The organism is Qipengyuania sp. RANM35 (assembly GCF_041021145.2).
Classification (GTDB): Bacteria; Pseudomonadota; Alphaproteobacteria; order Sphingomonadales; family Sphingomonadaceae; genus Qipengyuania; species Qipengyuania soli.
In genome coordinates, this window is record NZ_CM196433.1 from 383,147 (window position 1) to 396,210 (window position 13,064).

16 protein-coding genes are annotated in these 13,064 nt (G+C 64.8%); 11 read left to right on the forward strand and 5 right to left on the reverse strand.

All coding sequences use genetic code 11. The features are described 5' to 3' along the window. Positions 1-28 precede the first annotated feature (28 nt). A complete protein-coding gene (cpaB, locus tag RAM60_RS01865) occupies positions 29-1,183 on the reverse strand; it encodes a Flp pilus assembly protein CpaB (protein WP_200982638.1) in 1,155 nt (384 codons plus the stop codon). 94 nt (positions 1,184-1,277) lie between these two features. Beyond that, complete coding sequence (locus tag RAM60_RS01870) at positions 1,278-1,769, reverse strand: A24 family peptidase (RefSeq protein ID WP_200982640.1); 492 nt, start codon at positions 1,767-1,769, stop codon at positions 1,278-1,280. An 82-nt stretch (positions 1,770-1,851) separates the two neighbouring features. Between RAM60_RS01870 and RAM60_RS01875 the strand changes: the two genes are divergently transcribed. From RAM60_RS01875 to RAM60_RS01885, 3 genes are all read left to right on the forward strand, one after another. Next, complete coding sequence (locus RAM60_RS01875) at positions 1,852-2,814, forward strand: alpha/beta hydrolase (protein WP_369025815.1); 963 nt, start codon at positions 1,852-1,854, stop codon at positions 2,812-2,814. Continuing rightward, positions 2,811-3,908 carry an NAD(P)/FAD-dependent oxidoreductase gene (locus tag RAM60_RS01880; RefSeq protein WP_369025814.1) on the forward strand — a complete coding sequence of 366 codons (1,098 nt, stop codon included), beginning with the start codon at positions 2,811-2,813 and terminating at the stop codon, positions 3,906-3,908. The genes RAM60_RS01875 and RAM60_RS01880 overlap by 4 nt, the downstream gene beginning before the upstream one ends. Positions 3,909-3,976: 68 nt before the next feature. Further along, on the forward strand, positions 3,977-4,153 hold the full coding sequence (locus RAM60_RS01885) for a YegP family protein (protein WP_200982644.1): 177 nt from the start codon (positions 3,977-3,979) through the stop codon (positions 4,151-4,153). Between the two features lie 6 nt (positions 4,154-4,159). On the opposite strand, the gene rnhA is transcribed toward RAM60_RS01885, so the two are convergent. Genes rnhA through ispH form a run of 3 tightly spaced genes read right to left on the reverse strand, consistent with a single transcriptional unit; the run spans position 4,160 to position 6,546 of the window. After that, positions 4,160-4,606: a ribonuclease HI gene (rnhA, locus tag RAM60_RS01890; RefSeq protein ID WP_200982645.1), complete on the reverse strand. Its 447-nt coding sequence runs from the start codon at positions 4,604-4,606 to the stop codon at positions 4,160-4,162. Further along, the gene (locus RAM60_RS01895; RefSeq protein ID WP_369025813.1) at positions 4,603-5,562 is read right to left on the reverse strand and encodes a homoserine kinase; all 960 of its coding nucleotides are present in this window, start codon (positions 5,560-5,562) and stop codon (positions 4,603-4,605) included. The genes rnhA and RAM60_RS01895 overlap by 4 nt, the downstream gene beginning before the upstream one ends. Continuing rightward, positions 5,563-6,546, reverse strand: coding sequence for a 4-hydroxy-3-methylbut-2-enyl diphosphate reductase (ispH, locus tag RAM60_RS01900; RefSeq protein ID WP_369025812.1), 984 nt, complete (start codon positions 6,544-6,546; stop codon positions 5,563-5,565). It lies immediately after the preceding gene. Positions 6,547-6,642: 96 nt separating this feature from the next. On the opposite strand from ispH, the gene RAM60_RS01905 reads away from it, so the two are divergent. From RAM60_RS01905 to tatB, 8 genes are all read left to right on the forward strand, one after another. Further along, positions 6,643-7,293: a hypothetical protein gene (locus RAM60_RS01905; protein WP_200982648.1), complete on the forward strand. Its 651-nt coding sequence runs from the start codon at positions 6,643-6,645 to the stop codon at positions 7,291-7,293. 51 nt (positions 7,294-7,344) lie between these two features. After that, positions 7,345-9,084: an arginine--tRNA ligase gene (gene argS, locus RAM60_RS01910; protein WP_369025811.1), complete on the forward strand. Its 1,740-nt coding sequence runs from the start codon at positions 7,345-7,347 to the stop codon at positions 9,082-9,084. Between the two features lie 2 nt (positions 9,085-9,086). Further along, positions 9,087-9,782 (forward strand): SPOR domain-containing protein, encoded by a 696-nt coding sequence (locus RAM60_RS01915; protein ID WP_369025810.1) that lies wholly within the window; start codon positions 9,087-9,089, stop codon positions 9,780-9,782. 80 nt (positions 9,783-9,862) lie between these two features. After that, complete coding sequence (gene nagZ / locus RAM60_RS01920; RefSeq protein ID WP_369025809.1) at positions 9,863-10,882, forward strand: beta-N-acetylhexosaminidase; 1,020 nt, start codon at positions 9,863-9,865, stop codon at positions 10,880-10,882. Beyond that, positions 10,879-11,691: a segregation and condensation protein A gene (locus RAM60_RS01925; protein WP_369025808.1), complete on the forward strand. Its 813-nt coding sequence runs from the start codon at positions 10,879-10,881 to the stop codon at positions 11,689-11,691. The genes nagZ and RAM60_RS01925 overlap by 4 nt, the downstream gene beginning before the upstream one ends. Before the next feature lie 46 nt (positions 11,692-11,737). Beyond that, the gene (scpB, locus tag RAM60_RS01930; RefSeq protein ID WP_510640399.1) at positions 11,738-12,283 is read left to right on the forward strand and encodes an SMC-Scp complex subunit ScpB; all 546 of its coding nucleotides are present in this window, start codon (positions 11,738-11,740) and stop codon (positions 12,281-12,283) included. Between the two features lie 92 nt (positions 12,284-12,375). Next, positions 12,376-12,618: a twin-arginine translocase TatA/TatE family subunit gene (locus RAM60_RS01935; protein WP_369025806.1), complete on the forward strand. Its 243-nt coding sequence runs from the start codon at positions 12,376-12,378 to the stop codon at positions 12,616-12,618. A gap of 23 nt (positions 12,619-12,641) precedes the next feature. Then, the gene (tatB, locus tag RAM60_RS01940) at positions 12,642-13,064 is read left to right on the forward strand and encodes a Sec-independent protein translocase protein TatB (RefSeq protein WP_369025805.1); all 423 of its coding nucleotides are present in this window, start codon (positions 12,642-12,644) and stop codon (positions 13,062-13,064) included.

Here is a 13,064-nt window from a genome sequence, read left to right on the forward strand (position 1 = left end):
GAATGGCTTCCTGTGTCCAAGACCCGGCTCACCGCGTCACCGTGGCGCCTGCGGCGGGAACGGTGTTGGCGGCATTCTGCATGCCCTGACCCTGGGCCTTCATGGCCGAGGAGAGCATCTGTTCGAAAACCGAAGGTTCGGTTGCGTTGGCGGTTGCGTTGCCGTTGGCGCCGATCGGAACAGCTTCCGTTTCCTTGCCACGGGTCACACGGACGACCGGACCGCGGTGCGAGCTGCCCTGGCGCTTGAAGAGGTCGGCCGGGTTGAAGTCGCCGCCGCCGCCGCCGGAGCGCGGTGCAGCCTGCGAAGGCATGCTGCGGCGCTGGAAGCGCGACACGTCACCGCCGGTCACATAGGTGCTCTTGCCGTCATCGGGGCGAGCCATTGCTTCGCGCAGCAGCTTCTCTTCTTCTTCGGGCGTGGCGTTGTCCGGGATGTTCACGTCGCCTGCCGCGATGGCGCGCTCGAGTTCCGACTGGTTGTCGGCGAGCGAGCGCAGCGAGAGGCTGAGCGTACCGATGGTCTGCGCGACGGCGATCTTCTCGGCGATGACCGGGGTCACTTCGAGCGTGACGGCGCGGAAAGGCTTGACGACGGTGGAGCCGTCTTCGGCCTTTTCCTGCACAGTCGACTGGTCGGTCGCGAGCACACGAAGGTTACGAATGATGGTTTCGGACGCTTTCAGCGCCGTACCGCCGTCGGTGCCGTTGACCGTCTGGGTCAGGACCATGTCGACGCGGTCGCCCGGGAAGACGAAGCCGGCAACACCCGACTGGGCCGAAACGGGAACCGTGATGGCGCGCATGCCCGGAGTAAGGGCAGCAGCAAGGAAGCCGCGATCACCAGGAGCGACGAGGGCGCCCTGGGTAACGGGTTCACCAGCCGTGATCGGGAAGCGGACGACCGTGCCGAGAAGCTTGGTCATGTCGGCCTCGCCATCGAGGAAGTAGGCATCCTGCACCAGTTCTTCCGGCCACAGCTGGAAGCCGATGGCGTCGGCGGTGATGATAGTGCCCACCGGCAGCGCACGCTGCGCGACGAGGACCTTGGGCCCCTGCGGCTCGACCTGCGCGGCCTCGGCCTGCGGTGCCGATGCGCCTGCAAACATGCTCCGTGCGATAAGTGCGGTACCGATCGCGACGATCAGCGCACCCACCAGCAGAACCAGCTTCTTCCTGTCCATGGCTGTCTAGCCCCCTCGTATGGCCCGCCGTGAAATCCTGTTGCGGGCAAGTATGGTTTCAACCTCTACGGTCGAATTGGTTAAGATCGGGTTTTCAGCCCAGTGCGATCGCGGCAGAGCCGGCAACCAGCGGTTCGGTGCCGAGGACCCACAGTCCTGCGACGGCGATTGCGAGGCCGTATGGAATGGCGATCCGGTCACGGCGGCGGCGCATGATGTGCACGGCACCGAAACCGATCGTGAGCAGGCCGCCGACGACGGCCATGATCACCACGAGCTTGAGAAACGAATAGGGCGCGATCCACAGCGCGAGCGCGGTGAGCAGCTTGACGTCACCGCCACCCATCTGGCGCAGTGCGAAGAGGATGCAGCACAGGGCGAATATGGCGAAGGCGAAACCTACCTGGAGTGCGACGTCGGGCCAAAGGGCCATGCCGCTGTCCCACCACCAGAGCGGCGCACCGATCGCGATGGCCGCGTTAAGCTGGTTGCCGATCTGGCGGCTCTTTAGATCGGTGAACGCTGCGATGAGCAGCGCGATTGCCAATCCGCCGAGCAATACGTAGGTGAAATCGAAACCGGCCATGATGCCCCCTGAAGGTCTTTCACCGCAGGGTGCTACAGGACAGGGCTTACCAAAAAGTAACCATAGCGGAGCGCAGACAGCCTTGGATCGTTCACCCAGCCCAGCGATAGATCGTCGCGCGATACCGGCCGACGCGGTGGAGAGCACCTGGGCCGCGCCCGGCGGTCAATCCATCCGGCGCATCGACTGGCAAGCCAACAATCCGCCGCGCGGATCGATCCTGTTCCTGCCAGGTCGCGGTGATTTCTACGAAAAGTATCTCGAAACGCTCGAACAATGGCACCGCGTCGGTTGGCGGGTGACGGCATCCGACTGGCGTGGGCAGGCAGGATCGGGTCGCCTGGGCGACGATGAGGTTACCGGGCATATCGGCGATTTCGCGGATTGGGTCGACGACCTGCGTTCGCTGTGGGCCGAGTGGAAGGCATCGACGCCTGCCCCGCATATTCTCGCGGCGCATTCGATGGGCGGCCATGTCGTCATGCGCGCGCTGATGGCCCATGCGGTCGATCCTGACGCGGTGATCATGATCGCACCGATGCTCGGCATGGCTGGTCCGCCGCTGCCGCTGCCGGTGCTTCACACGGTGGCGAAGCTGATGACGCGAATCGGCAAGCCCACCCGTCCGGCGTGGAAATGGAGCGAAAAGCCGGGCGAGATTCCTGCGCGGCGACGCGACCTCCTGAGCCATGACGGGGAACGTTATGCCGACGAGCTTTGGTGGCGCGAGAAACGGCCAGAGCTGGTCATGGGGCCGGGTAGCTGGGGCTGGGTCGAGCGCGCCTACGCATCGAGCCGCGCGATCGAAGCGAAGGGCGCGCTCGAAGGTATCGACACGCCGATCCTCATCGTCTCCACTTCCGCCGACAAGCTCGTCAGCCACGAGGCTGCCGCCCGCGCTGCCGGACGCCTGCCGCATGGAGAGCTGATTGCCTTCGGGCCCGAGGCGCATCACGAGATCCTGCGCGAGGTCGATCCGGTCCGTGACCGCGCCATGGACGGGATCGCCGAATTCCTCGACCGGGTGGCACCGCGAACGACGTGACCACCTACGACTTTGCCATTGTCGGTGCCGGGATTGCCGGGGCCAGCCTAGCTGCCGAACTTTCGGGGCATGGTGCACGCGTGCTCGTGATGGAGGCAGAGGATCGCCCAGGATATCATTCGACCGGGCGATCAGCGGCATTCTGGGAGGAGTGTTACGGCGGGCCGGAAATCGTCCCCCTGACGCTTGCTTCGGGACCCTACCTCAAGGAACACGGGTTCCTCTCGGCGCGCGGCGCACTCTACATCGCGCGTGAGGGGGAAGAGAGCGGACTCGATGAGTTCATGGACACCTTTGGCGAAACTGGTGTCACCATCGAAAGGCTGGGTCGAGCGGGTCTCGAGCGGCAGATCGAAGGGATCCGTTCCGGTTGGTCAGGCGCCATTTGGGAACCTGCCTGCGCCGACATCGATGTGGCCGGCCTCCACGCGCATTATCTTTCGATGGCGAAGAGGAATGGCGTCGACCTCGTGTGCCGGGCGCGGCTGGGCAACGCAGAGCGACGCGGCGGGACCTGGACCTTGCAGACCGAGGCTGGGGAGCAGTTTCGCGCAAAGGTGCTCATCAATGCGGCCGGGGCGTGGGCGGACGAGGTTGCGGCAATTGCAGGAGCCAAGCCGATGGGCATCCAGCCGCTGCGCCGGACGGTCGTGCAATTGCGCGTCGAACCTGCGCCTCCCAGCGACCTTCCGCTCGTGCTCGACATGGAAGGGAGCTTCTATTTCAAACCCGAGTCCGGGCGTCTCTGGCTCAGTCCGCATGACGAGGAGCCGAGCGATCCCTGCGATGCGGCCCCGGAGGAGCTGGCCGTTGCCGAAGCCATCGATCGGCTCGAAAAGGTGGTCGACTGGAAAATCGTGGCAGTGGAGCGAAAGTGGGCGGGCTTGCGCAGCTTCGCGCCCGACCGTTGCCCGGTCTATGGCTTCGACGGTCAATGCGAAGGCTTTGCCTGGTTCGCCGGGCAGGGCGGCTACGGCATCCAGACTGCGCCCGCTGCCGCGCGGCTGACTTCACAATTGCTGCTGGGACTTGAGCGCGATGCCATGACGGCAAGTCTCGACGCTTCGCTCTATTCGCCCGCGAGACGGGGGTAGCCAAGAAGTTCTCATTTGTTAATGTACCGGCCGTCCAATCCGAAGAGAGAGACGGGAGACGCAACCAAATGGCTCACCACTTCAAGATCAAACAAAACAAGAAGGGCGAATACGTCGCCTATTTCATGTACAATTCCGAAACGATGTTCTGGACCGAAGGCTACAGCTCGAAGGCCAGCGCGAAGAACGCCATCGAATCGATCAAGAAAAACGGCCCCGGCGCGGAAACCGTCGACGAAAGCTGATTTCGCCTACCGCTGGCCGGCGAGGATGCGATCCGCTTCGTCGCTGGCCAGCCGGTCTACGCGCTCGTTTTCCTCGTGACCCGCGTGGCCTTTCACCCAATGCCATTTGACCTTGTGATGGCTCGTGAGCTTGATGAGCTCGTGCCATAGCTCGGCATTGCGAACGGGTTTCTTGCTGGCGTTGACCCAGCCGCGCTTCTGCCAGCCGAAAACCCACTTGGTGATCCCATCGACCAGGTACTTGCTGTCGGTGTAGAGGTCGACCTCGCACGGCTCGATCAGCGCCGACAGTGCGCGGATCGCGGCGGTCATTTCCATCCGGTTGTTGGTCGTGTCGGGCTCACCGCCCGAAAGTTCCTTCTCGTGACGCCCCATGCGCAACAGCGCACCCCAGCCGCCCGGGCCCGGGTTGCCCTTGCATGCCCCGTCGGTAAAAATCTCGACCTTCTTCATGCAAAGAGGCTTTGGCCGTTCTCGCGATAGAAGGCCAGACGGCGCGCGAAATCGAGCGGGTCCTTGCGGACCACCAGTGCATCGGCCGGCGTGAATACCCAGTCGTAAGCGCGCGAAGACAGGAAGCGGACGCAGGCACCGCGCAACAGGACCGGCATGGCGGTACGCTCTTCCTCGGACAATGTCCGCCCGGAAGCATAGCCGCGCAGCAATGCGTCCGAAATATCGGAGAGGAACTGGTGCCCACCGCGAGTGAAGCACCAAGCGGCGTGGGTCACGGCAAGGTCGTAGGCGAAATAATCGTCGGCCGAGAAATAGAAGTCGATGAGGCCAGAGACCGTGTCACCGAGCATCAGCACATTGTCGGGGAACAGGTCGCAATGGACCACGCCGTGCGGCAGGCCCGATGGCCAGTTGGCGCCGAGGAACGACAGCTCGTCGTATGCACTTGAGGCGAGACCGGGTGAAATCGCCTCCAGATTGTCGGTCCCGCACTGGTGGATAAGCCGGTCCCACTCTGCGAGCCCCATCGTCTGCTGGCCGTGCATGGGAAAGTCGGCGACCGCGTGATGGAGCTGCGCAAGTGCCCGCCCTACCGCTGCGGCCTGTGCCGGCGTCGGCCGATCGACCGACACGCCGGGCAGGAACTCGATCAGCGCAACCGCCTTGTCGCCGATCATGCGGAACGCAGCTCCGTCCCGGTCGTGGATCGTTGCCGGTACAGGGCAATCGCGCGCCGAGAGATGGTCCAGCAGGCCGAGGAAGAACGGCAACTGGGTTGTGTCGATGCGATACTCGTACATCGTCAGGATGAAGCGCCCGCGCGTCGTCTCTACCAGCCAGTTGGAGTTGGAGACGCCCTCGGCGATCCCCTTCGCCGAGACGAGATCGCCTACGTCGTAGCATGCGACCAGATGCGCGAGGTCCTCTGCGCCGAGATGGGTATAGACCGCCACCTATTCGATGAGCTGCCGGGGCAGCTTGAAGACCATGTTTTCCTCGGTCGTGACGACTGGCGTTTCTTCGACCACGCGCCAGTCGGACAGACGGTCCACCACCTCGCGGACCAGTTTCTCCGGCGCCGACGCGCCTGCTGTAAGGCCGAGGGTGCCGACGCCTTCGAGCCAGCTCGGGTCGATTTCGGACGCGCGCTGGATCAAGCGAGCGTCGGTTCCGAGACGCTGGGCGACCTCGACGAGGCGAAGCGAGTTCGAGGAATTGGGAGCACCGATGACCAGAACCAGGTCGCAGCTGGGCGCGATGCTCTTGACAGCAGCCTGGCGATTGCTGGTGGCGTAGCAGATGTCTTCAGCTTTGGGCGCGACGATTTGCGGGTAACGCGCCTGCAACGCCTCCACCATCTCTCGCGTGTCATCGACCGAAAGGGTCGTTTGCGTGAGGAAGGACAAGTCGTCATCCTGCGTAAACGGCAAGTTGGCGACGTCTTCAACGGTCTCGACCAGGGTTATCATGCCCTCCGGAACCTGGCCCATGGTCCCGATCACCTCGGGATGGCCGGCATGGCCGATGAAGAGGATGTGTTGCCCCTTCTCGATCTGGCGTTCCGCCTGACGGTGTACCTTGCTGACCAGCGGGCAAGTAGCATCGACGTAGAGCAGGTTGCGGCGCTGGGCCTCCGCTGGAACGGACTTCGGCACACCATGTGCGCTGAATACTACCGGTGCATCGTCCGGGACCTCGTCCAATTCCTCGACGAAGATTGCCCCACGCTCCTTGAGGCTGTCCACGACGTAGCGGTTGTGGACGATCTCGTGCCGCACATAGACCGGTGCACCGTACTTTTGCAGCGCCCGTTCGACGATCTCGATTGCCCGGTCGACACCTGCGCAAAAGCCGCGCGGTGCAGCGATGAGGAGCTTGAGGGGAAGGCGCGGATCGGGGTTCTGGCCCGCGGCAGTGGATGGAAAGGGCGCGTTCATGTGCCGCCCTCTAGCGCTTTCCCCCGACCCAAGCTAGGGCGTGTCCGCGCCCGCCGGGCGGGATGAATTCGAATTTCGACAAGGGACGAACTCCGCATGACCAGTCGCCACCGCCTTCTCCCCGTCCTTGCCCTGGGGCTCGCCCTTGCAGGCTGCGCCAGGACGGGCGATCTGGTTATCGACCAGGGCGTCGGCATCTCCGCGATCCGTACCGCCTGTCCGGCTGTCGGCATCCCCGACTATACCGGCGACGTCACCACCTTCCGTGCGCCCGGCTCGACCACTCTCGCCGACCTCGATCTGGTTGCGACCATGACCAACCTGCGTTCGACCTGCGACGAGGGCGCCGAGCGCGTCTATACCGAGGCGACTTTCGACGTCCTTGCCCGCCGTGCCGATACGCGCGGCGCACGCACCGTCACCGTGCCGTTCTTCTCGACCGTCTTGCGCGGCGGTACCCAGGTCGTGACCAAGCGCGTCGGCCAGGTTACGTTGCAGTTCGCCGATGGCCAGGAACGCGCCTCGGCCAGCGGCAAGGCAGGTGCCTTCGTCAACCGTGCCGAGGCATCGCTTCCCGCCGACATTCGCGAGCAGATTACCCGCAAGCGCAAGGCCGGCGACCCGGACGCCGCGCTCGACCCGCTGGCCGATCCTGCAGTGAAGGCTGCCGTCCAGCGCGCAACCTTCGAACTGCTGGTCGGCTTCCAGCTGAGCGAAGCACAGCTGCGCTACAACGCGACGCGCTGAGCAGGCGCGCTGCTCTCTTGCGATTCTGGCCCAATGGGCTAGGCGCGCGCCATGGCTGAAATGCAGACACTCCACGCGGCCTTCGCGGCCCGCATCGACGCGGTATTGAATGCACTGGAACTGGAAGGCGTGCTGCCCTCCGGTATCTCGCGTGCGAACGTGACGGTCGAACCGCCGCGAGATCCCTCGCACGGCGACCTCGCCACCAATGCCGCCATGGTCCTTGCCAAGCCCGCGCAGACCAATCCGCGCGCGCTGGCGGAAAAGATCGTCGCCCACCTCGACCGCGATCCGGACATCGTCGGGACCGAGATTGCCGGGCCCGGTTTTATCAACTTGCGTCTGTCGGACGATGCCTGGCGGCGCGAGCTTGCCGCTATCGTCGCTCTAGGTGGCGACTACGGCCGCTCGACCATGGGCGAAGGGCGCAAGGTCAACGTCGAATACGTCTCGGCCAACCCGACCGGCCCGATGCACATGGGCCATTGTCGCGGGGCAGTCGTCGGCGATGCGCTTGCCGGACTGCTCGAATTCGCCGGGCACGAGGTAATCCGCGAATACTACGTCAACGATGCCGGCGGGCAGGTCGACGTGCTCGCCCGCTCCGCGCACATGCGGTACCGCGAGGCGCTGGGCGAGGATATCGGCGAGATTCCGGAAGGTCTCTACCCGGGCGACTATCTCGTCCCGGTGGGCGAGAAGCTCGCCCAGGAATTCGGTCCGGCCTACAAGGATGCGCCCGAGAGCGAATGGCTGGTTCTGTTCCGCGGGCGTGCCGTTGCCGCGATGATGGACATGATCCGCAGCGACCTTGCTCAGCTCGGCATCCATCACGACCTGTTTTCTTCCGAAGCCGAATTGCAGGCAGCCAAGAAGCCCGAAGCCGCCGAGGCGTGGCTGCGCGAACACGGCTATGTCTATGACGGCGTGCTCGAAGCGCCCAAGGGCAAGGCCCCGCCCGAGGACTGGGAGCCGGTGCAACTGCCGCTCTTCCGCTCGACCCAGTTCGGCGACGACCAGGATCGCCCGATCAAGAAATCGAACGGCGCGTGGACCTATTTCGGTGCCGACCTCGCCTATCACCTGCAGAAGGCGCAGAATGCCGACGAGCTGATCGACATCTGGGGCGCCGACCATGCCGGCACGGTGAAGCGCATCAAGTCTGCCGTCGCCGCGCTCAGCGAAGGGCAGGGCAAGGCGATCCCCTTCGACGTCAAGCTGGTCCAGATGGTCCAGCTGATGAAGGGCGGCCAGCCGTTCAAGATGTCCAAGCGCGCCGGCAACTTCGTCACGCTGGCGGATGTGGTTGAGATGGTCGGCAAGGACGTCGTGCGTTTCACCATGCTGACCCGCAAGCCCGACGCGCAGATGGACTTCGACTTCGACAAGGTGGTCGAGGCGTCGAAGGACAATCCCGTCTTCTACCTCCAGTATGCCCACGCGCGCATCCGTTCGACGCTGCGCAAGGCGGGGGTCGAGCCTTCGGGCGACCACCTCGACCGCCTTGGTGCGGACGAGCTGGCACTGGTTCGCGAGGCCGCGCAGTTCCCGCGCGTAGTCGAGGCCGCAGCCAAGGCGCGCGAGCCGCACCGCATCGCATTTTTCCTAGGTGATCTGGCCGCTGCCTTTCACAGCTTCTGGAATGCGGGTAATGACGATCCTTCGAAGCGGATCATCCAGGAAGGTGATCCCGAATTGACCGCGGCCCGGCTCTACCTCGCCGACGCGGTGGGGCAGGTCATCCGCAACGGCCTCGGCATTCTCGGGGTCCAGGCGGTCGAGGAGATGTGAGCATGGGGTCGAGGCCTTTCGACAGCGACGACGACTGGGACGGTAACGACCAGCTCGACCTTGCAGAGAACGAGCGTCTCCCGTGGCTGGAGTCGGGCGAGGAGGATGAAGGTGCTGGCGGGTTCGATACCTCGCGCCTTGCCCTGCTCGGCGTGCTTGCCTTCCTGGCGTTGGCAGTAGTGGTCGGAGGTATCTGGTATCTCGGCAAGAGCACCTCGGACGAGCCTGAACCTGACGGAAGCCTGATCGCTGCTCCGACGGAACCCTACAAGACCCGGCCCAAGGACCAGGGCGGCAAGGTTTTTGCCGGTACCGGCGACACGAGCTTCGCGGTTGGCGAGGGCCAGAGCCGTGAGGGCAAGCTGGCCGATACCTCGCCGATCGATACCAAGACGACTGCTGCAAAGCCATCGATCGCCTCGACCGTGGGCGAAGAGCCGCGCGAGACCAAGCCGCAACCCGTTTCGGGCGGCGCGGTACAGGTGGGCGCATTCCCGAGCAGGGAAGAGGCAGAGGCAGCATGGGGCCGCCTCATTCGCCAGACGGAAGTCCTGTCTGGTGTCAGCCACCGCGTCGTCGAGGCGCGCGTCGACATCGGACGCGTCTATCGCCTGCAGGCGATAGCGGGTGACCGGGCCGGCGCGAACCGCCTGTGCGACGCGCTGAAGGCCGACGGGCTGGCCTGTTTCGTGAAATAGCGCGCAGACTGGCTTAATTTCCACACTTGCCGCAGGCGGTGCGCTTGCGGGCACAGGGCGAAAGTCGCAGTTTCCTCTCCATGACGCCCGCCATTTTCGGCATTGCCGGCCTCGAACTGACGGCCGAGGAGCGCGACTTCTTCCGCGACGCCGATCCGGCGGGTTACATCCTGTTCGCCCGCAATTGCGAAAACCGCGAACAGCTCCGCCGTCTGACCGATGACCTGCGTTCCCTCCACGGGCGCGATCGGCTGGTCGTCTCGATCGACCAGGAAGGTGGACGTGTCGTGCGGATGAAGCCGCCCGAATGGCCGCGCTATCCTGCAGGCGAAGCCTTCGCCAGGCTGTTCGAGATCGCACCCGCCTCCGCCATCGAGGCGGCGCGCGCCAATGCCGAGGCGATGGGACGCGAACTCGCGCTGGTCGGCGTCAGTGTCGACTATCACGCACCGTTCGACGTGCGCCGTCCGGAAACCGACAACGTGATCGGCGACCGCGCGCTGGGCAGCGACCCGATGCAGGTGGCGGCGCTGGGTCGCGCAGTCCTCGACGGACTTGGCCGCGCAGGCGTCGTCGGTTGTTTGAAGCACATGCCGGGCCATGGCCGTGCGACGGTGGACAGCCACAAGGAACTTCCCCGGGTGGAAGCGAGTGTAGAGGATCTGGAGGTGGATATCGTGCCCTTCCGCACGCTGTCTTCGCATCCTCTGGGCATGAGCGCGCATATCGTCTTCACCGCCTGGGATGCGGACAATCCCGCCACGCTTTCGCCCAAGGTCGTGCGCGACGTCATCCGCGGCCAGATCGGCTTCGACGGGTTGCTGCTGACCGACGACATCGACATGCAGGCGCTTGACGGGACCATTCCCGAACGCGCCGAGCGCGCGTTGGCCGCGGGCTGCGACATCGTCCTCAACTGCTGGGCCAAGCTCGATGACATGGCCGGTATTGTCGAACGCTGCGGGACGATGAGCGAAGCGACCTCGGCTCGCCTCGACCGTGTCCACGCCGCCATGGGCGAACCGGCGGATGCGATCGAAACCACCGAACTTCTGGCCAAGCGCGACGCGCTGCTCGCGCTGGTGGAGGCTGCGGCATGACCGACGAGGGCCTGCTCTTTCCCGAAACCGCCGTGGTCGAGGACGATTGGGACGGCATCGCCAACGAGGCTAAGGTGGACGAGAACGCGCTCTACCTCGAGCTCGACGGGTGGGAAGGGCCGCTGGACCTGCTGCTCGACCTGGCGCGGCGGCAGAAGGTCGATCTGCGCTCGATTTCGATCCTCGCGCTGGTCGACCAGTACCTGGATTACATCGAGCGGGCCGAGGCGCTGCGGCTGGAGCTGGCTGCCGACTACCTCGTGATGGCGGCGTGGCTGGCCTATCTCAAGTCGGCCATGCTCCTGCCCAAGGACGAGCAGGAGGATCCGAGCCCCGAAGAACTCGCCCTCAAGCTGCAACTGCGCCTGCAGCGCCTGGGTGCGATGCGCGACGCGGCGGCGCGGCTCATGGGCGGCAACCGCATCGGACGCGACGTTTTCCTGCGTGGCGCGCCCGAGGGGCTGGAAATTGCCCGCAAGAACCTGTGGCAATGCGACCAGTTCGCGTTGATCGAGGCCTATGGCCGCGTGAAGGCGCGCACGGCACCTGCGATCCACATGGTTCGCGAACGTCCGGTCATGACCCTCGAATCGGCGCTCGACCGCGTGTCGCACATGCTCGGCGTGTCGCTCGACTGGATGGAGCTGAAGGATTTCCTTCCGCCCTATGCCGAACCGCGCCTGCGCCGTTCGGCGCTGGCATCAAGTTTCGTCGCTGCGCTCGAACTGGCGCGGCTTGGCCGGGCCGAACTGCAACAGGACGAGACCTTTGGGCCGCTTCATCTCAGGAAGGCGGGCGCCCGTGGATGAGCTGACCCGCGCAGTCGAGGCGGCGTTGTTTGCCGCCGAGGAGCCGATGACGGCGGAGGAACTCGCGCATTTCCTTGGCGATGCCGCTGTCGGTGATGTTCGTGACGCGCTCGACAGCGTAGCTGCGCATTATCGCGACCGCGGTGTGCAGCTGGTCGAGCGCGGCAAGCGCTGGCATTTCGAAACCGCCCCCGATCTCGCCCACCTGCTGCGGCGCGAGAAGGAACAGGTCCGCCGCCTCAGCCGTGCAGCGACCGAAGTCCTTGCCATCATCGCCTATCACGAGCCGGTCAGTCGCGCGGAAATCGAATCGATCCGCGGCGTTCAGACCTCTGGCGGCACGCTTGATGTGCTGATGGAGGCGGGCTGGGTGAAGATCGCCGGTCGGCGCGAAGTTCCCGGACGTCCGACGATCTATGCGACGACTCCCGAATTCCTCGACCATTTCGGCCTTTCAAGTCGTCGCGACCTGCCCGGCCTTGCCGAACTCAAGGCAACAGGCCTGCTCGATCCGATCGACGATGCCTATGATGCGCTGGTGGGCGAGGATCTCGAGGTCGCAGACCCGGTCGATGCCGAACCGGGCGATTGACCGTAGTCGCACTGGCATTCATCCGCTGCAGCGCCTACAGGTAAGCGCGCGCAGTCAATTTATCGCCGCAGATGTGCGGCACGGAGATTTCCATGGGTTCCTTTTCGATCTGGCACTGGCTGGTCGTCCTCGTAATCGTCCTGGTGCTGTTCGGACGTGGGCGCGTTTCCGACATCATGGGCGAATTCGGCAAGGGCATCAAAAGCTTCAAGCAGGGTATGGACGAAACCGATAAGGCGGCTCCGCGGATCGAAGGTCCGGCTCACGATGCCAAACCCGCCGATCCGGCTCCTGCCGAGCCTCAGCCTGCGCCGCGCAGCGACAGTCAGGGCTGATCCCTACCCTCGGATAACTGGCGATGTTCGACATCGGTGCAAGTGAGCTGCTCATGATCGTCATCGTGGCGATCGTGGTGATAGGCCCGAAGGACATGCCCCGTGCGCTGCGCAGCGCCGGGCGCTGGATCGGCAAGGTGCGGCGCATGTCGAACCACTTTCGCGCCGGGGTCGACGAGATGATCCGCCAGGCCGAGATCGAGGACATGGAAGCCAAGTGGGCCGAGCGGAACAAGCAAATCATGGCCAAATACCCGACCGGCGATGAGCCCGCCGGCGGCGCTCCCGACGATTTGCTCCCGCCACAGATGGAACCGCTCGATCCGGCGGAGGCCGACGCGCGCGCCGAAGCCGCAATAGCGCGTGCTGCGCCGGCCAAGGCGCCCGAGCATGAGAGCGAGCCGCCGCTGCCGCTTGCGCCCCCGGCTGGGCCGAAGGACGCCTGA